The organism is Rhodoferax sp. LB1P47 (genome assembly GCF_056521445.1).
The window spans coordinates 38938-60548 of record NZ_JBWMAU010000008.1 but is presented as its reverse complement, the minus strand read 5'-3'; the positions used below and the strand labels follow the sequence as shown (position 1 = coordinate 60548).

The following is a 21611-nucleotide window of genomic DNA, read 5'->3' as shown; positions in this document are numbered from 1 at the left end:
TTCGATTCTGCTTATTCATTTCGCTCCCTCTTGTAGCACCAAACTAGCCGACCGCTCAACCCAGTCTCCGGTCGAGTCCTGTACGATTTCTCGCAATGTGACTTCTGATTCATCAATTTTTGTGACCCGTCCATAGTTCAGGCCCAGATAGTTGCCGACACGGACTTGGTACAACAGGTTGTCAATCTTGACCAAGGCAACCGGTTGACCTGCTTTTCTAAGGCTGCCGACCATCTGCATGGAGTCCACCGGATAGGCCTCCAGGGCTTCTTTGCGCCGCGCCAACTCGGGCGCTATCAGCGCAGTATTGGCAACGCTTTGGGTGGAGTCGCGCTTGAGCGCCTGTGTCAGCTTTTGTAGACTAAACGGGTCCACCATGCCATCTTGAGTATAGGCTTGGGGAATGAATTTTTTAGGTTCAACCAGGGGTGTTACCCGGGGGTGAACCTGGTTGCGTTGGTCGTTCATCCACTGGCGTAACTCATCTTCTCCAGAAATACTGCAACCTGCCAGCACGGCCACCGCCATGACACCAGCAACGACACAAAGAGCCTTTTTCATTTCTTGGCTCCTGGCTTCTGTGCGGCAATTTCTTCGGCATCGAGGTAGCGGAAAGTCCGGGCCGTCACCTCCATAGACAGCATGCCGTCCTGGGTGGCATTGACGGGGTTGATGGACAAATTATTCAAGGTCACGATGCGGGACAAATTGGCGACATCCGAGGCAAAAGCCCCAATGTCGTGGTACTTACCGGTCACCTTGACCGAGATAGGCAGTTCAGCGTAATAGTCCTTCACCACGACCTGGCCCGGACGGAACAATTCAAACTGCAAGCTTCGACCCAAGCCGGCCTGGTTCACATCCGACAACAAGGCGGCCATTTCAGCTTTGCTGGGCAACTGTTTCTCTAGCTGCGTGACGTATTGCATCACTTGTTCCCGCTGCTTTTTAAGCGCCTCGAGGTTGACGGCCTTGGTTAACCGCGCCGTGTAGGTTTCGCGCAGTTGGACTTCTTTGGTCTGCTCCGCTACGAGCTCTTCCTCGTAGCTACTGAGCCAGGAGTACCAAAGCCCTGCCACCACAGCCAGTACCACCACAAAAAACAACAAATACCGTGGCACCACTGGCCACACCGAGGGGTCGTTGGGATTGAGATCTCGAAATTGCTTTTGCAGGTTGTCCTGCAAAGTTTTGAAATCTATATTTAATGAAGGTTTTTTAGTTGCCATGACGCTTTTGCTATGGGCTGACGACCGCAGCAGATGCCGCCGATTCAACGGTTTTTTGCACTTCGCTGGAACGCATGAGCCGTACCCGCAAATTAAATTTAGCTACCCGCCGCTGGTCACGCGGACTCAAGGTCACGGTACTGGCCACGATCTCGACCAAATCAGGCTTCGATAACCACGGTGTATTACTGGCCAAATTGCGCAGCAACTCAGACACTCGCTCATTGGACTGTGCGACCCCCTGGATCGTAATGCTCTGATTTTCCTGCTTTAAGCTGGTGATGTAAGTTCCATCTGGCAGCTGCTTCACCAGTTCATTGAGCAAATGAACCGGCAGATTACGGTCTGCTTGCAGGTCTTCTACGGCTTTTTGGCGTTCGCGCAAAGCTTTGATTTCAGATTCGATGTTGGCAATTTCTTTGATTTGGCCATCGAGCACCGCGATCTCTTGGGTCAGGATGCCATTGCGCTCCTGCTGACCCGATATCTGGGTCTCAAACCACAAGAACCCCGCACCAATGAGCGCGGCCCCCAACAACACGGAAACCCCGAGCATGACTTGGAAAGTTTCGCGCCTACGCGCCCGTGCCGCCTCCCGGTGCGGCAATAAGTTAATCAGGATCACTGCAAAAACCTCCGCATGGCCAACCCACACGATGTGAGGTAGGAGGGTGCTTCACGCAGCACTTTTTTCAGCCGGACATCGTTACCCATTTCCATGCCTTCAAAAGGATTGACCAGGCTACAAGCAAACGCTGCATGCTGGGTGACGGCTTCGGTCAGACCGGGCAACGCAGCCGAGCCGCCCGCCAGCAGCACATGGTCCACTTTGTTATGCGGCGTGCTGGTAAAGAAGAACTGCAACGCACGGCCAATTTCTTGCGCCAAGCTTTCAACAAACGGCTGCAACACAACGCTTGCATAGTCTTCTGGCAGGTCGCCATTGCGTTTTTTGGTTTCTGCTTCTTCTTGCGAAAACCCATACTGGCGCACGATCAACTGGGTGAGTTGCGCGCCGCCAAAAGCCTGGTCGCGCTCGTACAGCACCTCATCGTTACAAATAACCTGCATGCTGGTGGCCAAGGCACCCACTTCAAAAAGCGCCACCATCGCATCCACACCCTTGTTGGCCATGCGCTCTATCAACCGCGAAGTAGCCAACCGTGCCGAATAGGACTCGATATCAAGGATTACAGGATTCAGCCCGGCGGCTTCGGCCAGGCCTTGGCGATCCTGTACTTTTTCTTTGCGCGATGCAGCAATCAAGACATCCACATCGCCAGCCGAACTGGCACTGGGCCCCATCACACAAAAGTCAAGACTGACTTCGTCCAATGAAAATGGAATGTACTGGTTGGCCTCAGACTCCACTTGCACTTCCAGCTCCATATCCGACAAACCACCCGGCAAAATAATGCGCTTGGTAATCACCGCAGATGGAGGCAGAGCCATCGCCACATTTTTAGTGCGGGTGCCGCTTTTCTTGACCAACCGGCGCATGGCTTCGGCCACTTCGTCGAATTTTTCAATATTGCCGTCGGTAATCCAGCCACGTTCCAGAGGCTCAATCGCACAGCGTTTGAGCACCAGGTTCCCGACCACGTCATGGTCTAGCTCAACCAGCTTCAAACTGGATGAACTGATGTCGAGACCCAGCAATGGCTGGGGTTTGCGACTGAATAACGATCCCAATGAGATCAAATCTTTCTCCTGGTGCTGAGCAGAATGCTACAAAAATTAACATTTGCCGGGGATGCTATCAGCAACACTACACCCCGGCAAAGCATATTTCCAAACGTAAATCTACAGAGCGTTGCCAAAAGCACACGCAAGCCTTCTGCAAACAGCCCCGAGGGTAAGGGCAAAATAGCGACGATCTACCCACCATCCCTATCGTTTTTTCTTTTCTGCTTGCTGTGACCTATGCCTTCAAAATTTCCGTCTGACACCCCCGCCGCAGCCCCACGCCCCTTGATTCTGGTCTGGTTGCTACGCCTGCTGGGATGGGGATTGGGACTGGCAGCGGCAGGTGCTCTGGCACTGGCCATGGTGATCGGCTTGGCACTGGCCGTGGCGTACCCCAATTTGCCGGACATCTCTGAACTGTCGGACTACCGCCCCAAGCTGCCGCTGCGGGTCTTCTCATCCGAAGGCATTTTGTTGGGCGAATTCGGCGAAGAGCGGCGCAGCCTGACGCCTATTAAAGACATCCCGCAGGTGATGAAAGATGCCGTACTGGCAATTGAAGATGCCCGCTTTTACCAGCATGGCGGTGTGGACTACAAAGGCATGGTGCGTGCCGCGCTGGCCAACCTGGGCCGCGTGAAGAGCCAGGGCGCATCCACCATCACCATGCAGGTGGCGCGCAACGTGTATTTGTCTGCCGAAAAAAGCTACACCCGAAAAATTTACGAAATATTGCTGACCTTCAAGCTAGAGCACGCACTGAGTAAAGACCAGATTCTGGAAATCTATATGAACCAGATCTTCTTGGGCAACCGTGCCTATGGCTTTGCCTCTGCCGCTGAGACCTACTTTGGCAAGCCGCTGAAAAACATCAGCATCGCCGAAGCTGCCATGCTCGCAGGCCTGCCCAAAGCCCCCTCGGCCTACAACCCGATCAGCAACCCGGCCCGCGCCAAGATACGGCAGCAATACATCATCAGCCGCATGGAGGAGAACGGGTTCATCACCGAAGACCAAGCCACGGCTGCGCGGCAGGAAGAACTCCACATTCGCTCGGGCCCCGGCACCGGCCGTATCCATGCCGAATATGTGACGGAAACCGTGCGCCAGTTGATGTTTGCCCAGTACGGCGAAGAAACCTACACCCGGGGCCTGAACGTCTACACCACGCTCAAAGCCAGCGACCAGGACGCGGCCTACAAATCGCTGCGCCGGGGTCTGATGGACTTTGAACGCCGCCAGATCTACCGGGGGCCTGAAAAGTTTGCCACCCTGCCCACCGCTGCGGCCGACCTGGACGAAGCGATTGACGATGCATTGGCCGACCACCCGGACAACGGCGATGTGATGTCGGCCATGGTGCTGGAGGCCAACCCCAAGAAAATCACCGCCGTGCGCCAAAACGGCGATGCGGTAGACATCACTGGCGACGGCCTGAAACCCGCCCAGTCGGGCCTGGCCGACAAGGCCCCACCCAACATCAAGATCCGGCGCGGGGCCGTCATCCGGGTAATGAAAACTGCCAAAGGCAGCTGGGAAATCACCCAATTGCCCGAGGTGGAAGGCGCATTTGTGGCACTGGATCCGCGCGATGGGGCTATCCGGGCGCTGGTCGGAGGTTTCGACTTCCAGAAAAACAAATTCAACCATGTGACCCAGGCATGGCGGCAACCGGGCTCCAGTTTCAAGCCCTTTATTTATTCAGCGGCACTGGAAAACGGCTTTACCCCGGCCACCATCGTCAACGATGCCCCGCTGTTTTTTGACGCTGGTGTGACCGGCGGCCAACCCTGGGAGCCGAAGAACTACGACGGCAAATTTGAAGGCCCCATGACCATGCGCACCGCGCTGGCCAAGTCGAAAAACATGGTCTCCATCCGCCTGCTGCAAGCCATTGGCCCCAAAAAAGAACAGGAGTGGATCACGCACTTCGGCTTTGACCCGGAAAAACACCCCGCCTATCTGACGATGGCACTGGGTGCAGGCTCGGTCACGCCCATGCAAATGGCTTCGGCTTACGCTGTGTTTGCCAACGGCGGCTACCGCGTCAACCCCTGGTTGGTGGCCAAGGTCACCGACCAAAAAGGCCGGGTGCTGGTCTCCACCAAAGCCCCCGTGCTAGACGAATCGGTACGCACCATCAGCCCGCGCAATGCCTTCATGATGACCAATTTGTTGGGCGAAGTCACCCTGCGCGGCACCGCCGCATCGGCCCAGCGCATCCTCAAACGCCCCGACGTGTACGGCAAAACCGGCACTACCAACGACTCCATTGATGCCTGGTTTGCGGGCTACCAGCCCACACTTGCGGCCATTACCTGGATCGGCTTTGATACCCCGCGCAACCTGGGCGCACGCGAAACGGGTGGCGGCCTGGCCCTGCCGGTGTGGATCAATTTCATGGAAACCGCCTTGAATGGTGTGCCGGTAGTGGTGCCCGTGCCCCCGGAAGGTGTTACCAACGCAGGCGGCGACTGGTTCTACACCGAATATGGCCGCAGCACCGGCGTGACCAGCCTGGGCGTGGACGACAAGCCCGGAGCCCCCGGCACCGAATCCACCACACCCGCCCCCCCTGCCGCCGAGGAGCGCAACCGCATCATTGACCTGTTTAAAAACTGATCAGGGCTTGAACTCCAGCGGCTCGCCCGCCTGGGCCGTGGCATCGCGGGTCAAACTGGCAAAAAATTCGCCCTGGCCCTTGGTATCCATCCACTGGGTGCTATCAAACCTGTAGTGATACCCACCGGACTTGGCGGCCAGCCACACCTCTTGCAGTGGTTTTTGCAGATTGATGATGATCTGGCTGCGGTTGGGGAAGGTCAAAGTCACCATGCCGCCGGTGCGCTGGTTATCGATATCGGCATCGGTGCTGTCGTTAAGCCGGTCGCAGCTGGCCTCCACGGCTTGGAGCAAAATTTCCGCGCGGTCCATGAATTCAGGGTCGGTCATACAATTTCGCCATGTTGAAAAACCATCAAATTTTAGTCAGCCGCGCGCTGCTCGCCGCTACCGTGGTAATTCTGGGCGGTTGTGGCCAAAAGGGCGACCTCTACCACCCCACCGAAGCCGCCGCCCAACGCCGCGCCACCCTGCCCCAAACCCTGACCCCCGATGTACTGGGCACTCCAGCGCCTGCGGGCCCAGCCTCGGCCCCCTGAATCTGTTCCACGCCCCAGGCCTCGGCCTGTATTGCCACCCTTTTTCTGGTTTCATCCGCCCATGACATCCCCCCTGCCCGGCCATCCGCACATCGCCTACCAACATAACGCCCTGTGCATCGAAGGCCAATCCCTTGCCGCCCTGGCCCAGATCCACGGCACGCCCCTGTTCGTCTACTCCAAAGCCTCCATGCTGGACGCCCTGGCCGCCTACCAGCGCGGCTTTGCGGGCCGCAAGGCACAAATTTGCTACGCCATGAAGGCCAACTCGTCGCTCGGCGTGCTGCAAGTGTTTGCGCAAGCGGGCTGCGGCTTTGACATCGTCTCCAGTGGTGAACTGGCACGCGTGCTGGCGGCGGGCGCTATCCCCTCCAAAGTGATTTTTTCCGGCGTGGGCAAAACCCGCGCTGAGATGCACCACGCGCTGGAAGTCGGCATTGGCTGCTTCAACGTGGAGAGCACGGCCGAACTGGAGGTGCTGAACGAGGTTGCCCTGGCGATGGGCCTGCGCGCACCCATCAGCATCCGCGTCAACCCGAACGTCGATCCCAAAACCCACCCCTACATCTCCACCGGGCTCAAGGGCAACAAGTTTGGCATCGCCCATGAAGAAACCCTGGCCACTTACCAGCGCGCCGCCAGCCTGCCCGGCCTGCGCGTGATGGGCATCGACTGCCACATCGGCTCGCAAATCACCGAGGAAACCCCCTACCTGGACGCGATGGACCGCGTACTGGACCTGGTGGACGCGATCGAGGCCGCAGGCATCACCCTGCACCACATCGACTTCGGTGGCGGCCTGGGCATCAACTACCAGGATGACACGCCCCCCGAAGCCGACGTGCTGTGGCAAAAGCTGCTGGCCAAGCTGGACGCGCGCGGCTACGGCCAGCGCCAGTTGATGATCGAGCCCGGCCGCTCGCTGGTCGGCAATGCAGGCGTGTGCGTCACCGAAGTGCTGTACCTCAAGCCCGGTGAACAAAAAAACTTCGCCATCATCGACGCGGCCATGAACGACCTGCCCCGCCCCGCCATGTACCAGGCCTACCACCACATCGCCCCACTCAGCCCCCGTGCCGATGCAACGGTGGTGTATGACGTGGTCGGCCCGGTATGTGAAAGCGGCGACTGGATTGGCCGCGACCGCGACCTGGCGGTGCAGCCCGGCGACCTGCTGGCGGTGCTGTCGGCCGGGGCCTACTGTATGAGCATGGCCAGCAACTACAACAGCCGGGGCCGCGCCGCCGAAGTGCTGGTCGATGGCACAGCAGCCCACCTCATCCGTGTGCGGGAGACGATTGCGGAGCAGTTACGTGGCGAATCGCTCGTCAATTAAGAACGGGTTCCGGGCGCACCTGCTGCGCCCTGTTTCAAAAAGTTTTTTCGAGTGCCACGGCGGCCGACCAAGGGGTTTTTTGCTCCACCGTATCGCGCTGTGTAGTGCCATTGGCATCGGTGACCAGGTGGGCCACGCTGGCATTGCGGCCACCGCCCAGCCGGGCCGCACTCAGGCGCAGGCGGGTTTTCGGGTCGAACGCCCATTGGGCATACAAATCAAGCGACCGCGTGGCGCGGATGTCCAGCGTTTGTTGCTCACTCACCCGCACGCTGTAGCCCGGTGACGCATTGAAGTTGCCGCCCCAGGTGAGCGGCCAGCGGCTGCTGCGCACATCAAAACCCAGGTTCAGTACGGCGCGGGGCTGGCCCACCAGGCCGTTGGGGGACTCCACGCCCACCAATCGGGATTTGTACAGGCCCAGGTTGCTGCGCAGCGTCAGCGGCAGGGCCACGGCCGTGTGGGCCAGCTCCCAGCGGCCATCCAGTTCCATGCCCTGCATCCGCGCATCCCCCATATTCACTGGCGCCAGCAGCCAGCGCCCGTTGGCAAGCGCCAACTGGTACTGGATGTGCTGTTGGATGCGGCGTTGCAGCACCGTGATGCCGACCGCACCCGCTGCGCCGTCTGCGCCCAGCGTCTGCTCCAGCCCCAGCTCGATGCCGGTGGCGCGCTCGGGCTGCAATAGCGGATTGCCACGGGTATCCGGGTTGTCGGCCGCGTTCTGATTGGTCAAGACGGTGGTTGGCGACACATCTTTCAGGCGCGGCGAGCGGTAGGTACGGCCCGCGTTCAGGCGCAGTCGGCGTTGCTCGGTCATATCCCACAGCAGGGTTGCGGAGGGGAGCCAGATGCCGCTATCGGTATGGCGGTTGGTGGCATCGTCGGCCACATCCAGCTGGGTGCGTTCGTGGCGCAGACCCGCCTCCAGCCGCCAGTCGGTAGCGAGTGCCGCCTTGGCCTGCACGAAAGCGGCGCTTTGGCTACGCTGCACGCGGCTGTGGGCTATTTCTGCACCACCTGCTCCCCATGTCATGCTGGCTTCCCGCTGGGTTTCGGTTTCTACGCGGGCCCCCAGCACCCAGCGCAAACTGGGGTTGGCGGCAACATCCCAGCGCAGATCCAGATGGTGGCCACTGTTGCGGGTATCCCATTGCTGCGCATAGGCCGCCACCTCGTAGCCGTCGGCATTTTGGTATTGCCGGGCATAGCTGCCCTGCTCATGGTCTCGGATGCCGCCTACGCCAAGCACCAAACGGTCGCCGTTGTCCCAGCGGTGCTTCCATTGCAATTGGGGCCGCACCCCCCAGAACTGGACCCGCGTTTGCTGGTCGATGGTGCCATACCAGGCGGGCCAGGGCGCTTGCTGGTCAAAGCGTTCTGCCGTATTCAGGTGGACGCTATTGGTCTCCACCATGCTGCCCAGGGTAAAGCTGTCGTGCGGACTGGCGTGCCAGACGATTTGCGGCACCAGTGCCGTGCCACCGGTCTGGTTATTGCGCCGAGTCGCCGTCTGGCTGGTGGCATAGCGATAGCCGTCCACGCGGGTGCTCTCCCCGGTGGCCTGGCTCGAAGGCGAAGCGCGGCGCTGGCTGCCGCCGACGCTGAGCTGGTAATCCACCGCCCCCGTCTTGCCGCTCCACTCCAGCCCGATGGCCGCACTGGGGTGGCCCGCATCGCTGCCCAACTGGGCCTTGAGGCGCAGCAACTCTTGCCCGCTGGCGCGGCGGGTGGTGATGCGCAGAATACCCGCCACTGCTTCGCCACTGCTGCTGGCCGAGACACCGCGCACAATTTCCACGCTCTCCACCGTGTCTACGTTGAAGCCCTCCAGCGTGGCCCCGGCACCCAGGCCGCCCACGGCCACACCGTTGATTTCGATCCGGGTATAGCCATTGCCCATGCCGCGCAATTGCACCCGGCCCTCCGCGTTGATCTGCACACCGGGCAGGCGGCGCAGCGCATCGCGGATGTCGCCACTATCGCCGAACTGCTCCAGCGCGGCACGGTCATACCACTGGCTATTGGCATCCTGCTCCAGCGGGGCATGGACAGTCACGGCAGGTAGCTCGGCCGCTGTAGCGGCGGTACAGGCACCCCACAGTGCGGCGGCAACGGTGCGGCGCATTAGGCCGAAATTTTCAGGATATACATACCTGAAAATTTTACATACATATAGTTACAACCGTAACTATAAACCAACAGAAATATTTATTTCTATAGCTACTAACGTACTATTCGTGGGCGTTACAGGCATTTTTTCTAAATTTCAGCGTGGCTTATAGGCAGTTACATCCATCTCCACCTTCGCGTCGATCATCAGGCGCGACTCCACGGTGGAGCGGGCCGGGCGGTGCGCGCCAAAGCACTCCATATAGACCCGGTTAAAGCTGCCGAAATCACGCGCATCCTCCAGCCACACGCTGACCTTGGCCACATCGGCCAGGGTGCATCCGGCCAAGGCCAAGGCCTCCTCCAGCCGCTGGAACACCCGGCGGGTTTGCGCCTCGATGCCGCCCACGATGACCTGGCCCTGCTCGTCGGTGGGCACCTGGCCCGAGACAAACACAAAGTCACCACAGCGGGTCGCCGGGGACAGCGGGCGCACCTGGCGGTCCGACGCAAGCAAGGGTTGACCCAACATTTCTACCTGAGACATAGCAACTCCAAAAATGTAATTAATTTACAAAAAAGAAAGAATAATACCGTTTGACTTTTAAAAAGTCTTACTTTACGATCAAAAAATGTAATGTTATTACTTATGGAGCCACTATGCAACCTACGACCCTTGCGCCCTTCTCCTCCGTCCCATCGGCCCCATCGTCCTCCTCGGTCGCTGCCCCCTCGCGCCGCCGCTGGCTTGGCGCATTGGCCGTCACCGGTTCACTGGTTGGCCTAGGCGGCTTGCCCATGGGGGAGGCCCTGGCAGCCCCCGCCAAGGGCGGCGCGGCCAACCTGGCCATGGTGGGCGAACCGCAGGGGCTGGACCCGATGACCAGCACCGCCGATTTGGTGGGCACCATCATGCAGCACGTGTACGAGCCGCTCTTCACCTTTGATGCCAACTGGGCCATCGCACCCATGCTGGCCGAGAGCCTGCCCAGCGTGTCCAAAGACGGGCTGACCTACACCATCGCGCTGCGCAAGGGTGTCAAGTTCCACAACGGGCGCGACATGGCCGCCGACGATGTGGTCGCCTCGCTGGAACGCTGGATGGCCGTGTCGCCACGCGGCAAGGCAGTGGGCAAAGAAGTCGCAACGCTTGTGGCCAAAGGCCCCAATAGCATTGAGCTGAAGCTGAAAAACCCCTACGCCCCGCTGCTGGCCCAGCTGGCCCTGCCCAGCGGCATGGCCGCCATCATGGCCAAGGAAAGCATTGCACCGCAAATCAAAGATTTCATCGGCACCGGCCCTTACCAGTTCAAAGAGCGCCGCCCCGACCAGTTCACCGTGCTGACACGCTTTGATGGCTACGCCGCCCGCAAAGAAGCCCCCAGCGGCTACGCTGGCCGCCGCGAGGCCCTGCTGGACGAGCTGCGTTTTGTGCCCGTGCCCAACGCCAACACCCGCGTCGAAGGGGCCTTGTCTGGCCAGTTCCAGTACGCCGATTTGCTGCCCGTAGAAGCCATCAGCCGGGTAGAGAAAGCCGGTGCCACCGTGGTGGTGCCCATCGTCACCAAAAACTTTGGCTTCCCCTACATCGTGTTCAACACCAAGGAAGGCGTTTTGTCCGCACAGCCCCTGCGTCGTGCCGTGCAAACCGCCGTGGGCGAAGGCGAAATGCTGGCCGCAGGCTTTGGCGACAACCGCTTCTTCGTGGTCGAACCCAACTTCTTCCCCAAGGGCACGCCCTACTTTTCCACGGCAGGCGACAAGCTCTACAACGAGCGCAATCCCCAGGCCGCCAAAGACCAGGCCGCCAAGGCGGGCTACAACGGCCAGCCGATCCGCATCATGGCCAGCCGCCAGTACGAATTCCACTACAACATGGCGCTGGTGATGTCCGAGCAGCTGAAAAAAGCCGGTTTCAAAACCGACCTGCAGGTGGTGGACTGGGCCACGCTGGTGCAGCGCCGCAGCGACAGCAAGCTGTGGGACGTGTACTTCACCCACTCCGGCCTGTTCCCCGAACCCATGCTGTCGCCACCCCAACTGGGTGACGGTGCGCCCGGCTGGTGGGACAGCGCGGCCAAAAAGTCCACGCTCGCCGCCTTCAACCAGGAAAACAACCCCGCCAAGCGCGGCCCGCTGTGGGGCGCGGTACAGCAAACCGTGTACGACGAAGTGCCGTTCATCGAGGTGGGCAAATTCAACGCGCTGTCGGTTCGGTCGGCCAAGCTGGAGGGCTACACGCCTGCGGTGTGGCCGTTCTTTTGGAATACGAGCCTAGCCAAGTAGCCGGGTTTTCCTCCCTCCCCCGCCGGGGGAGGGTCGGGGTGGGGGCTCTGCGGGTTAGACCCAGGCCCCCATCCCGGCCTTCCCCCGGAGGGGGAAGGAGCGAAGCCCGTCGCGCCACCACATCCGTCCATCCTTTTCAAAACCCATGCGCTTTTTACTCAACCGTCTTGCCGGTGCCGCCGTGGTGCTGGCCATCGTCGCCGTACTGGTGTTCCTGCTGACCCGGCTGGCCTCGGGCGACCCAGTGGCACTGCTGCTGGGCGACCAAGCCACGGCGGAAGACATCGCCCTGGCACGGGTCCAGTACGGGCTGGACAAGCCCCTGCCCACGCAGTTTGTGCTGTGGGTGGGCGAGCTGCTACACGGCAACCTGGGGCAGTCGCTGTTTTTGCAGCGCCCCGTGGCGCAGGCGCTGCTGGAGCGGGCCGAGCCCACGCTGTTTTTGGCCCTGTTTGCCGTGGCGATTGCGGCGCTGATCGGCGTGCCCTGCGGCATGGCGGCAGCGATCTGGCGCGGTAGCTGGGCCGACCAGGGTTTGAGCGGTATCGCCATGCTGGGGGCCAGTGTGCCCAGCTTCTGGATGGGGTTGATCCTGATCCAGTTTTTTGCTGTGCATTTGGGTTGGTTTCCGGCCTCGGGCTATGGCGACCCCGGCATGCCGCTAGGCCAACGGCTGGTCCACCTGGTGCTGCCCGCGATGGTGCTGGGGCTGCTGAATTCGGCGCTCATCATCCGCTTCACCCGCGCATCGATGCTCGACATCTTGGGTGAAGACTTTGTGCGCACCGCCCGCGCCAAGGGCCTGCCCGAGCGGGTCATCATGGTCAAGCACGTACTGCGCAACGCGTTGGTGCCCATCATCACCGTGCTGGGGCTGACGGTGGCGCTGATGATTGGCGGCACGGTCGTGACTGAGACCGTCTTCAACCTGCCCGGCGTGGGCAACTTGGTGGTGCGCGCGGTGCTGCGGCGCGACTACCCCGTCATCCAGGGCACGTTGCTGGTGATTGCGGGGATCTACGTTTTTATCAATTTGGCGGTGGACTTGCTGTACACGCTGGTCGATCCGCGCATCCGCCTACAAAAACCATGATGCTATTCTTTTCAGAGCTACTCGCGCAGATAGCACCTGCGCTACAACGTCTTTTTGCTCGAAAAATTGTGCTAGTGGCGGCGGTGGTGCTGGTGGCCATTGTGCTGATCGCCACCGTCTTCCCCTGGCTGTCGGATGCCGACCCCAACGCGATTGCGGTGACCGAGCGCCTGCTGGCCCCCAGCGGCGTGCACTGGGCGGGCACCGACGAGCTGGGCCGCGACGTGCTGCTGCGCATCGTCCACGGCGCACGCTACTCGCTGCTGATTGGCGGTGTCACCGCCTTTTGCGCCGTGGTGCTGGGCACGCTGCTGGGCATTTTGGCGGGCTTCTTCCAGCGGCTGGACGCACCGCTGATGCGCCTGGTGGACGCGATGATGTCCTTCCCCGACATCCTGCTGGGCATTGCCCTGGTGGCCATCCTGGGCGGCTCGCTGTGGAACGTGGTGCTGGCGCTGTCCATCGTCTACACCCCGCGTGTGGCCCGTGTGGTGCGCGCCGCCACCCTGGTGCTGCGCGAGCTGTTGTTTGTGGATGCCGCCCGCGCCCTGGGCGTGCGCACGCCGCGCATTCTGTGGTCGCACATCTTGCCGAACCTGATGTCGCCGATCCTGGTGCAGGTCACCTTCATCTTTGCCTATGCCATTTTGGCGGAGGCCGGTTTGTCCTTCTTGGGCGTGGGCGTGCCGCCCGACATCCCCACCTGGGGCACCATGATTGCGGGCAGCCTGGAGCATGCCGACCGCGCCTTCTGGACGATTTTGTGCCCCGGCCTGGCGATTGTGTTGACGGCCTTGTCGCTGCAAATGCTGGGCGATGGCGTGCGTGATTTGCTCGACCCGAAACTGAAGAAAACAACATGATGAATATTGCCCCCACGCTTGTCACTGCCCCGGGATCGGCGGTAGCCGATAACGCAGGTACTGCGCTGCCCCCCGAGGGGGCCGTGCCTTGCTTGGGGCGGCCCGGCGCGGCGGCGCTTCGACTCGAAGTCAAAGGTTTATCCACCTCGTTCGCCACCGATGCCGGGCGCATCCAGAGCGTGGCCGACGTGTCCTTCAGCATCGCCCCCGGCGAAACCCTGGCGCTGGTGGGCGAATCCGGCTCGGGCAAGTCGGTCACCAGCCTGTCGCTGATGGGCTTGCACGCCAAAACCTCGCAAGCCCGCATGCAGGGCGAAGCCTGGTTTGTGCAACGCAACGGCCAACGCGTCAACCTGCTGGCGCTGGACGAGGCGGGCAAACGGGCCCTGCGCGGTAATGAGATGGCGATGGTGTTCCAGGAACCCATGACCAGCCTGAACCCGGTGCTCACCGTGGGCGAGCAGATTGCCGAATCCGCCCGCCTGCACCTGCGGCTAGACCACCGCGCGGCCCTGGCCCACGCCCTGCGCATGCTGGAGCTGGTAGAGATACCCGCCGCTGCCCGCCGCCTGCATGAATACCCGCACCAACTCTCGGGCGGCATGCGCCAGCGCGTGATGATCGCCCTGGCCATGGCCTGTAGCCCCACGCTGCTGATCGCCGACGAGCCCACCACCGCACTCGACGTGACCATCCAGGCGCAAATTCTGGCGCTGATGGGGCGGCTGCAAAAAGAAACCGGTATGAGCATTTTGTTCATCACCCACAACCTGGGCGTGGTGGCGCAGTACGCCGACACCGTGGCCGTGATGTACGCGGGCCGCATCGTCGAAGCCGCGCCGGTACACAGCCTATTCGCGGACCCCGAGCACCCCTACACACGCGGCCTGCTGGCCTGCCTACCCGGTGTGGCACGGCAGCGGGCCGGGGGCATGGTGGCTGGGCAGCAGCGCCCCAAGCTGGTCGCCATTCCGGGCCAGGTATCCAGCCCCTTATCGCCCCCGCCCGGCTGCGCATTTGCGCCCCGCTGCGCCCAGCGCATGGCCGGGTGCGACAGCCGCATGCCCCCATTGCTAGACCACGGTGAGCGTCGCCGCGTGCGCTGCATTGCCGTCACGGGCACGCTCCAGGAGGCCGCATGACCGCCGCCAACAACCTGGTTGAAATCCAAGGTCTCAGCAAATATTTCGGCAACGGCAGCCACCCGGTCAAGGCCGTGGACAGCGTGAGCTTTGCCATCCGCCGAGGCGAAACCTTGGGGCTAGTGGGCGAGTCCGGCTCGGGCAAAAGCACCATTGGCCGCCTGCTGACGCGCCTGGTCGAGCCCACGGCGGGCCAGATGCTGTACAGCGGCCATGAAAAAACAGGCACTGCGCCCATCGACCTGGCCCGCCTGTCGCAAGCCCAGTACCGCCCACTGCGCTCGCAGATCCAGATCATCTTCCAGGACCCCTACGCCAGCCTGAACCCGCGCATGCGCATCCGCCAGGTGCTGGCCGAGGCACTGGACACGCATGGCCTGGCCAGAGGCGCCGCCCGCCTGCCGCGCATCCACGCCCTGCTGGAGCAAGTAGGGCTGCGGCCCGAGCACGCCGAGCGCTTTCCGCACGAATTCTCTGGCGGCCAGCGCCAGCGCATCGGCATTGCCCGCGCCCTGGCGGTGGAGCCGAACTTCATCGTCGCCGACGAGCCGCTGTCGGCGCTGGACGTGTCCATCCAGGCCCAGGTGGTGAACCTGCTGGGCGAACTGAAAGAGCAACTCGGCCTGACCCTGCTGTTCATCTCACACGACCTGGACGTGGTGGAATATTTGTGCGACCGCGTGGTGGTGCTGTACCTGGGCCGGGTGATGGAAATCGCCCCCACCCACGCGCTGTACGCCCACGCCCAGCACCCCTACACCCAGGCGCTGCTGGCAGCGGCCCCGATTCCCGACCCGGCCCAGCGGCGTAGCATTCCGCTGCTCACCGGCGACCTGCCCAGTCCGACGAATCCGCCCTCGGGCTGCGTGTTCCGCACCCGCTGCCCGCAAGCGATAGAGGCCTGTGCGAGCCATGAAACACCGCTGCGAGAGGTGGGTGTGGACCACTTCACGGCCTGCTGGCGCACCTAATATGCACGCCGTGGATGTACGCCCGCCCCCACCCCAACCCTCCCCCGAGGGGGGAGGGAGCCATACCTGGCCCCGCATGACTCCCTCCCCTCCGGGGGAGGGTTGGGGTGGGGGCCGGATGTCCTGCCTTAATTTTGCAATCCCCTATGACCTTCACCCTAGACCCCCGCTTTAAAAGCTTCCCGCCCACCGCCGCCCCGCTGCAAAGCGACGCCCTGGCCCTCCAAGGCTGGAACCTGTTCGCCAACGACCTGGCATTCCCGCTGGCCGTCATCAACCGTACCGCCCTGGCCCACAACATCGCCTGGATGCAGGCCTACGCCGAGCGCAAAGGCGTGGCGCTGGCGCCACACGGCAAGACCAGCATGTCGCCCGAGCTGTTTGCCCAGCAACTGGCGGCCGGGGCCTGGGGCCTGAGCTTTGCCACGGTGTACCAGGCCCGCGTGGGCATTGCCGCTGGCGCGCGCCGCATCATCATCTGCAACCAGGTGGTGTGCGATGCCGACTTTGATGCGCTGGCCGCCGTGCTGGCTCAGCACGCGGATCTGAAAGTGTGGTTTCTGGTGGACTCGCTGGCGCAACTGGGTTTGATTGAAAGCTGGGCCCACAAACGCCAAGCCACCCAAGCCTTCGACGTGCTGCTGGAAATGGGCATTCTGGGCCAGCGCACCGGTTGCCGCACACATGACGAGGCGATGGCGCTGGCCCGGGCACTCGCCGCGTCCCCCGCCGTGCGGCTAGGCGGCATCGAGTGCTACGAAGGCGGCTTGGCCCAGTGCAACAGTGCGCACGACACCACGGAGGTGACCGCCTTCATACGCCGGGTCACAGAGATGGTGCGCGACTGCGATGCCCGCAACATCTTTGAAACCGAGGAAGTACTGGTCACCGCAGGCGGCTCGGCCGTGTTCGACCTGGTGCTGCCGCTGCTGCGCACACAGGGTTTGTCACGGCCCTTGGTCGGCGTGCTGCGCTCGGGCTGCTACATCACCCACGACCACGGCAACTACGCCCGGTTTTTACGCCTGCTGGAGCAGCGCGAAGGGCTCACCAGCTCCCTGCGCGCCGCCTTGTCGGTGTGGACGATGGTGCAGTCGGTGCCCGAGCCCGGCCTGGCCCTGCTGACCTGTGGCCGCCGCGACATATCTTATGACCTGGAAATGCCGCTACCGCAGATGTACGCTGCACAAGCAGCTACTGAAACCATAGCAACCCCCACCGACTGGAAGATCAGCGCCCTGAACGACCAGCACGCCTACCTGCGCTTTGACCCGGCCGGCCTGGTGCCCCAGGTGGGCGACCGCGTGGTGCTGGGCATTTCGCACCCCTGCACCACCTTCGACAAATGGCGCTGGCTGGCCGTGGTGGAAGACGATGGGGCCGTCACGGGCGCAATTCACACCCAGTTTTGACATCCAATTTTGAGACCCTGCCCATGAACGAATCCACCTCCACCAACGCCCTCTCCCAAGGCCTGCTGCTGCAACTGCGCGAGCGCCTGCCCGGCTTGGCCACCGCCCAGCGCAAGGTGGTCGAATGCATGCTGCAAGACCCGCGCGCCGCCGCCGGGGCCACGGTCGAGCTGCTGGCGCAGACCGCGCAGGTGTCCATGCCCACGGTGGTGCGCACCTGCCGCAGCTTTGGTTTTGAGACAGTGCGCGAATTCATGCTGGCGCTGGCGCAAGACCTGGCCATATCCGGTTCGCCCCTGCACCGCAGCGTGCTGACCGACGATACCGCCCAGCAGGTGTCGGCCAAGATCATCCAGGCCGCCGTGGCATCCCTCACCGACCTGGGCCGCCGCATGGACACCGACATGGTGGAGCGCGTGGCCACCCGGCTGGCCCAGGCACGGCGCATCGACTGCTATGCCGTGGGGGCCGCGTCCAGCTTCATGGCCAGCGAGCTGCAAAGCCGCTTGTTCCGCCTGGGCCGCACGGCGAACGCCATCTTTGATGCCCACCAGCAGCTGGTGTCCGCCAGCACGCTGGGGCCGGACGGCGTGGCCTTCGTCATCTCGCACGTGGGCCGCATGCCCTACACGCTGGAGGCCGCCAAGTTCGCCCGTGCGCAAGGCGCGACGGTGGTGGCGCTGACCCAGCCAGACACCCCGCTGGCCAAAATCGCCGACCTGGTACTGGCCGTATCCGTGCCGCCCGACGCGGTGATGCGCGTCGGCACCGAAGCCTATCTGGCGCACCTGCTCATGATTGAAATCGTGATGGTGCGGCTGGCCCAGCAGCTCGGGCCGCAGGTGGCCCACGGCCTGCAACAGTTCAAACAATTGCTGCACAAACATGGCTTTGACAGCGACGAATACGCGGGCTTCACCGAATCAGCCGAATCCACCGACTCTGCCGACCCGGAGCAAGACCTCTGATATGCACCCCACCACTCTGCTGACAAACGGCCTGGTCGTCGATGGCCGCAACACCCCCGGCTGGCATGGCGACGTGCTGCTGGCGGACGACCGCATCATCGCCATCGGCCAACCCGGCACGCTGAGCGCCATGGCCCTGGGCGCGGTGGTGTTCGATTGCAGCGGCAAAGTCATTGCCCCCGGTTTTATCGACGTGCACACCCACGACGACGCCGCCGCGCTCGACCACCCGGCCATGTTGCCGAAGCTGTCGCAAGGCATCACCACCGTGGTCACCGGCAACTGCGGCATCTCGCTGGTGCCCATCGTGTCCCGCACGCCTGACGCGCCTTTGTCGCTGCTGGGCCAGCACCAGTTTCGCTTCGGCAGCATGGCCGCCTACGCCGCCGCCATAGATGCCACCCCGCCCGCTGTCAACGTGGCGGCGCTGCTGGGCCACACCGCCCTGCGTATGCGCCACATGGCCCAACTCGACCGCCCGGCCCTGCCGCACGAGCTGGCCGCGATGGCGCACGACATGCAAGAGGCGATGGACGCGGGCGGCCTGGGCCTGTCCAGCGGGGTGTTCTACCGCGAGGCTTTTGCGGCCGATACCGCCGAGCTGATCGCCCTGGCCAGCGTGGCGGCGCGCGCGGGTGGCATCTACGCCACCCACATCCGCGACGAGCTGGCCGGCATCCTGCCCGCCCTGCAAGAGGCCGCGCTCACAGCCCGCCAGGCCGGGTTGCCGCTGGTGCTGTCTCACCACAAATGCGCCGGCCCGGCCAACTGGGGCCGCACGCAAGAGACCCTGCCGCTGATCGAAAAACTGGCCGAGTCGCAAGAGATTGCAATGGACGTGTACCCCTACACCGCAGGCTCTACCGTGCTGCGCGAAGACCTGGTAGACGGCGTGATCGACATCCTCATCACCGGCAGCCAGCCCCACCCCGAAATGGCCGGGCGCTACCTGGCCGCCATCGCCCAACACTGGGGCGTGACGCAGCAAGAAGCCTGTATCCGCCTGAAGCCGGGCGGGGCCTGCTACTTTCAAATGCGCGAAGACGATGTGGAGCGCGTCATTGCCCACCCGCTGTCCATGATCGGCTCTGACGGCCTGCCGCACGACGAGCGCCCGCATCCCCGGCTGTGGGGCGCGTTTCCCCGCGTATTGGCCCGCTACTGGCGCGAAAAAGGCGTGCTGGAGTTGGAGCAAGCCATCCACAAAATGACCGGCTTGTCGGCCCGGCAGTTCCGCCTGGCCGAGCGCGGCACGCTGCAGGTGGGTAATTTCGCCGATGTGGTGGTGTTCGACCCGCAGACCGTACGCGACCTGGCCACCTTTGAAAACCCCATGCAGTGCAGCGCCGGGATTGAGCAGGTGTGGGTGAACGGTGTCCTCAGCTACACCGCCCAGGGTCGCGCTACCGGGATGCGGGCGGGGCGGTTTGTGCGGCGTGGTTCGCTATAATTTTTATAGCATTTTGTGCAGGCAGCACATGCGCTAGAGCCACTTTTCCTTTAAAAGTTGAGGGGTTTACATCCCTGCCAACTTGGCGCCACAGCTCTCGCAAAACCCGGCATCGTCTGGGTTGTGCACGCCGCACGCGCTGCAAAACCGGCGTAACCGAGGTGCAGCCACCTCGGCACGGGACGGCACAGCGGGTCCGCTGGCCTGGATCAATGCCTCGGCCAACACACCTTGGGGCAACGCCGCCTGCGCGCCACCAGCGGCACCCAACTGGTTAAGAGCCCCCAGCGTCGCCATGCGCCGCACGTCCTCGGTGGAGCCGGGGGCCACCACAATGCTTTGCTCGCTGGCAAATTGCGTGACCAGGTTTTTGAGGTACTGGGCTTCTTGCGGGTGGCCTTGCATACCGGTGATGACGCGCCGGGTGGCGCTGCCGTTGCTCTGGTGGCCAAACACCACGCTGCGCAGGTGCGTGACCCACACCCGCAGCGTCATGTTCTCCACGTTGACAAGATCGCGCTCGGTGAACACCCGGTCTTGCAGGCGGTTGCCCAGGTCAATCTTGGAGCGGATGAAGCTGCCCTCCATCTCGATCCAGGTCAGGGTGGACTCAAAATCAAACCGGCCCCACAGGGTGTGGGCACTGCGAAACGCATAGCCGCCCACGGCCACCAGGGCCAACCCCAAAGTGGCCAGACCCATCACGGGCCGCCAGTCTTGCAGCGGGTCGAACTGCACCGCAAACACCACCAGGGCCAGAGTTCCCGCCAGCGTCAGAGCTACGCCCAGGGCATCAATTACCATCAGCCAAAAAAAGCGGGGATACGCCATTACCGTGGCCCAGTCCATCTTGGCAAAGGTGCCGGGAGCCATGGGTTGGGTTTCTTCGAGCACCAGGCCCTTGAAGTTGCCTGCGCGCTGGTTCAGCGCGATGTTGGGCAGCAATCGGGCATAACGGCGGTTGGGAATGCGCTGGGCCCAGTTGCGCTGCATTTCGCGGTCGATCTCTTGCATTAACAGGTTGGGGTCGCTGTTGAAGCTCACTGTGCCCAGGGTGTCCACCTTGCTCACGGGCGGCGGTGGGTCGATGTTCTTTTGCACCGCCACAAAAAATACAGCCTCGATGGCGGCCAGCGCCAGCAAGATCACAAAGGCCTGCGCGCCAAAGTGGGCCCACGACACATCGGGCAACCGGCTTTGCAGAAAGCTCAAGGCCACCGGCCCCAGCACGGCGGCCAGCACCAGCAGCACGATTTGCGTCAGGTTGAAACTGACCTTGGCATCGGCCCCGCCGCCCGACACCGGCTTCACCGCCATGAACACCACCAGTACCAAAAAGAAGCCGCCCACCCAGCCTTGCACCGGCGAGCCCCACACAAACAGCATGGCCACGCCCATGATGAGCATCAAAAACCCATACGAGGCCAGGTTGGAAAAGCGCATTTGCAGCACGTTTTGTACATAGGCGGGCGCAGTAATGAGATGCTTGACCAGCGAATACAGTACGCCGTTCAGCGGGCCACTGGGCAGCGCAAATTCCAGCGTACCCTGGCGGATGGTTTGCATCAGCGCATTGGCATCGTCGCTGCTGCCGACCGCATCAGAGCCCAGCTCAATGGCCAAACCAGCAGGCTGACCCCGGCCAAAAAATACCCGCAACTGCGCTCCAATGCGCATCAGATTCCAGGCCCCTAGCACCAACAACACCACCCCCAGCGCCACCGGCACAATGAAACTGCCGATTGCCTGGGCGGCCAGGTGCTTGCGGGCCAAAAATAGCAGGGCCACCGCACACACCAGCAAAATGCCAGCGCGTGCCGCCCACAGCATGTTCTCCACACGGTAGGGGTTGGGGAAGTCGAGCTGGGCCTGGTCAGAGCTGTATTCGTAGGACATAGGGTG

At 62.5% G+C, this 21611-nt stretch carries 19 protein-coding genes; 11 read left to right on the top strand and 8 right to left on the bottom strand.

Going from position 1 to position 21611, the window contains the following annotated elements; genetic code table 11:
* Positions 1-15 precede the first annotated feature (15 nt).
* Genes AC0969_RS11020 through AC0969_RS11005 form a run of 4 tightly spaced genes read right to left on the bottom strand, consistent with a single transcriptional unit; the run spans position 16 to position 2930 of the window.
* On the bottom strand, positions 16-561 hold the full coding sequence (locus AC0969_RS11020; RefSeq protein ID WP_479624187.1) for a pilus assembly protein PilP: 546 nt from the start codon (positions 559-561) through the stop codon (positions 16-18).
* On the bottom strand, positions 558-1229 hold the full coding sequence (locus AC0969_RS11015; protein WP_479624186.1) for a type IV pilus inner membrane component PilO: 672 nt from the start codon (positions 1227-1229) through the stop codon (positions 558-560). The genes AC0969_RS11020 and AC0969_RS11015 overlap by 4 nt, the downstream gene beginning before the upstream one ends.
* A gap of 10 nt (positions 1230-1239) precedes the next feature.
* Positions 1240-1854 (bottom strand): PilN domain-containing protein, encoded by a 615-nt coding sequence (locus AC0969_RS11010; RefSeq protein WP_479624185.1) that lies wholly within the window; start codon positions 1852-1854, stop codon positions 1240-1242.
* Positions 1851-2930, bottom strand: coding sequence for a pilus assembly protein PilM (locus AC0969_RS11005; protein WP_479624184.1), 1080 nt, complete (start codon positions 2928-2930; stop codon positions 1851-1853). The genes AC0969_RS11010 and AC0969_RS11005 overlap by 4 nt, the downstream gene beginning before the upstream one ends.
* A 222-nt stretch (positions 2931-3152) precedes the next feature.
* Between AC0969_RS11005 and AC0969_RS11000 the strand changes: the two genes are divergently transcribed.
* Positions 3153-5537, top strand: a complete 2385-nt coding sequence (locus AC0969_RS11000; RefSeq protein ID WP_479624183.1) for a penicillin-binding protein 1A — start codon at positions 3153-3155, stop codon at positions 5535-5537.
* Here AC0969_RS11000 and cyaY read toward each other — a convergent pair whose 3' ends face one another.
* Positions 5538-5867 carry an iron donor protein CyaY gene (gene cyaY / locus AC0969_RS10995; protein ID WP_479624182.1) on the bottom strand — a complete coding sequence of 110 codons (330 nt, stop codon included), beginning with the start codon at positions 5865-5867 and terminating at the stop codon, positions 5538-5540.
* Positions 5868-5878: 11 nt separating this feature from the next.
* Here cyaY and lptM point away from each other — a divergent pair, with 11 nt between their 5' ends.
* Both lptM and lysA read left to right on the top strand, forming a co-directional pair.
* Positions 5879-6076 (top strand): LPS translocon maturation chaperone LptM, encoded by a 198-nt coding sequence (gene lptM, locus AC0969_RS10990; protein WP_479624181.1) that lies wholly within the window; start codon positions 5879-5881, stop codon positions 6074-6076.
* A gap of 61 nt (positions 6077-6137) precedes the next feature.
* Complete coding sequence (gene lysA, locus AC0969_RS10985; RefSeq protein WP_479624180.1) at positions 6138-7412, top strand: diaminopimelate decarboxylase; 1275 nt, start codon at positions 6138-6140, stop codon at positions 7410-7412.
* Positions 7413-7446: 34 nt separating this feature from the next.
* Here the strand turns inward: lysA and AC0969_RS10980 are convergent, their stop codons facing one another.
* Both AC0969_RS10980 and AC0969_RS10975 read right to left on the bottom strand, forming a co-directional pair.
* Positions 7447-9540, bottom strand: a complete 2094-nt coding sequence (locus tag AC0969_RS10980) for a TonB-dependent receptor plug domain-containing protein (protein WP_479624179.1) — start codon at positions 9538-9540, stop codon at positions 7447-7449.
* Positions 9541-9681: 141 nt separating this feature from the next.
* On the bottom strand, positions 9682-10071 hold the full coding sequence (locus AC0969_RS10975) for a RidA family protein (protein WP_479588533.1): 390 nt from the start codon (positions 10069-10071) through the stop codon (positions 9682-9684).
* A gap of 113 nt (positions 10072-10184) precedes the next feature.
* On the opposite strand from AC0969_RS10975, the gene AC0969_RS10970 reads away from it, so the two are divergent.
* The 8 genes from AC0969_RS10970 (at position 10185) to AC0969_RS10935 (ending at position 19709) form a co-directional block, all read left to right on the top strand.
* Complete coding sequence (locus AC0969_RS10970; RefSeq protein WP_479624178.1) at positions 10185-11810, top strand: ABC transporter substrate-binding protein; 1626 nt, start codon at positions 10185-10187, stop codon at positions 11808-11810.
* Positions 11811-11955: 145 nt separating this feature from the next.
* On the top strand, positions 11956-12903 hold the full coding sequence (locus AC0969_RS10965) for an ABC transporter permease (RefSeq protein WP_479624177.1): 948 nt from the start codon (positions 11956-11958) through the stop codon (positions 12901-12903).
* Positions 12903-13766: an ABC transporter permease gene (locus AC0969_RS10960; RefSeq protein ID WP_479624292.1), complete on the top strand. Its 864-nt coding sequence runs from the start codon at positions 12903-12905 to the stop codon at positions 13764-13766. The genes AC0969_RS10965 and AC0969_RS10960 overlap by 1 nt, the downstream gene beginning before the upstream one ends.
* A complete protein-coding gene (locus AC0969_RS10955) occupies positions 13766-14908 on the top strand; it encodes an ABC transporter ATP-binding protein (RefSeq protein ID WP_479624291.1) in 1143 nt (380 codons plus the stop codon). Before AC0969_RS10960 ends, AC0969_RS10955 begins: the two co-directional genes overlap by 1 nt.
* Positions 14905-15879 (top strand): ABC transporter ATP-binding protein, encoded by a 975-nt coding sequence (locus tag AC0969_RS10950; RefSeq protein ID WP_479624176.1) that lies wholly within the window; start codon positions 14905-14907, stop codon positions 15877-15879. The genes AC0969_RS10955 and AC0969_RS10950 overlap by 4 nt, the downstream gene beginning before the upstream one ends.
* A 146-nt stretch (positions 15880-16025) precedes the next feature.
* Positions 16026-17291 (top strand): amino acid deaminase, encoded by a 1266-nt coding sequence (locus AC0969_RS10945; RefSeq protein WP_479624175.1) that lies wholly within the window; start codon positions 16026-16028, stop codon positions 17289-17291.
* Between the two features lie 23 nt (positions 17292-17314).
* Positions 17315-18259 (top strand): MurR/RpiR family transcriptional regulator, encoded by a 945-nt coding sequence (locus AC0969_RS10940; protein WP_479624174.1) that lies wholly within the window; start codon positions 17315-17317, stop codon positions 18257-18259.
* A 1-nt stretch (position 18260) separates the two neighbouring features.
* Positions 18261-19709 (top strand): N-acyl-D-amino-acid deacylase family protein, encoded by a 1449-nt coding sequence (locus AC0969_RS10935; RefSeq protein ID WP_479624173.1) that lies wholly within the window; start codon positions 18261-18263, stop codon positions 19707-19709.
* 66 nt (positions 19710-19775) lie between these two features.
* Here the strand turns inward: AC0969_RS10935 and AC0969_RS10930 are convergent, their stop codons facing one another.
* Complete coding sequence (locus tag AC0969_RS10930; RefSeq protein WP_479624172.1) at positions 19776-21605, bottom strand: zinc ribbon domain-containing protein; 1830 nt, start codon at positions 21603-21605, stop codon at positions 19776-19778.
* Between the last annotated feature and the right edge of the window lie 6 nt (positions 21606-21611).

Excerpts from the sequence above, each read along its gene's own strand:
- AC0969_RS10975 (WP_479588533.1), bottom strand. The coding sequence starts at position 10,071 with ATGTCTCAGGTAGAAATGTTGGGTCAACCCTTGCTTGCGTCGGACCGC.
- AC0969_RS11020 (WP_479624187.1), bottom strand. The coding sequence starts at position 561 with ATGAAAAAGGCTCTTTGTGTCGTTGCTGGTGTCATGGCGGTGGCCGTG.
- AC0969_RS10930 (WP_479624172.1), bottom strand. The coding sequence starts at position 21,605 with ATGTCCTACGAATACAGCTCTGACCAGGCCCAGCTCGACTTCCCCAAC.
- AC0969_RS10940 (WP_479624174.1), top strand. The coding sequence starts at position 17,315 with ATGAACGAATCCACCTCCACCAACGCCCTCTCCCAAGGCCTGCTGCTG.
- lysA (WP_479624180.1), top strand. The coding sequence starts at position 6,138 with ATGACATCCCCCCTGCCCGGCCATCCGCACATCGCCTACCAACATAAC.
- AC0969_RS10935 (WP_479624173.1), top strand. The coding sequence starts at position 18,261 with ATGCACCCCACCACTCTGCTGACAAACGGCCTGGTCGTCGATGGCCGC.
- AC0969_RS11000 (WP_479624183.1), top strand. The coding sequence starts at position 3,153 with ATGCCTTCAAAATTTCCGTCTGACACCCCCGCCGCAGCCCCACGCCCC.
- AC0969_RS10960 (WP_479624292.1), top strand. The coding sequence starts at position 12,903 with ATGCTATTCTTTTCAGAGCTACTCGCGCAGATAGCACCTGCGCTACAA.
- AC0969_RS10980 (WP_479624179.1), bottom strand. The coding sequence starts at position 9,540 with ATGCGCCGCACCGTTGCCGCCGCACTGTGGGGTGCCTGTACCGCCGCT.
- AC0969_RS11015 (WP_479624186.1), bottom strand. The coding sequence starts at position 1,229 with ATGGCAACTAAAAAACCTTCATTAAATATAGATTTCAAAACTTTGCAG.
- cyaY (WP_479624182.1), bottom strand. The coding sequence starts at position 5,867 with ATGACCGACCCTGAATTCATGGACCGCGCGGAAATTTTGCTCCAAGCC.
- lptM (WP_479624181.1), top strand. The coding sequence starts at position 5,879 with ATGTTGAAAAACCATCAAATTTTAGTCAGCCGCGCGCTGCTCGCCGCT.
- AC0969_RS10955 (WP_479624291.1), top strand. The coding sequence starts at position 13,766 with ATGAATATTGCCCCCACGCTTGTCACTGCCCCGGGATCGGCGGTAGCC.
- AC0969_RS10950 (WP_479624176.1), top strand. The coding sequence starts at position 14,905 with ATGACCGCCGCCAACAACCTGGTTGAAATCCAAGGTCTCAGCAAATAT.
- AC0969_RS10965 (WP_479624177.1), top strand. The coding sequence starts at position 11,956 with ATGCGCTTTTTACTCAACCGTCTTGCCGGTGCCGCCGTGGTGCTGGCC.
- AC0969_RS10970 (WP_479624178.1), top strand. The coding sequence starts at position 10,185 with ATGCAACCTACGACCCTTGCGCCCTTCTCCTCCGTCCCATCGGCCCCA.
- AC0969_RS10945 (WP_479624175.1), top strand. The coding sequence starts at position 16,026 with ATGACCTTCACCCTAGACCCCCGCTTTAAAAGCTTCCCGCCCACCGCC.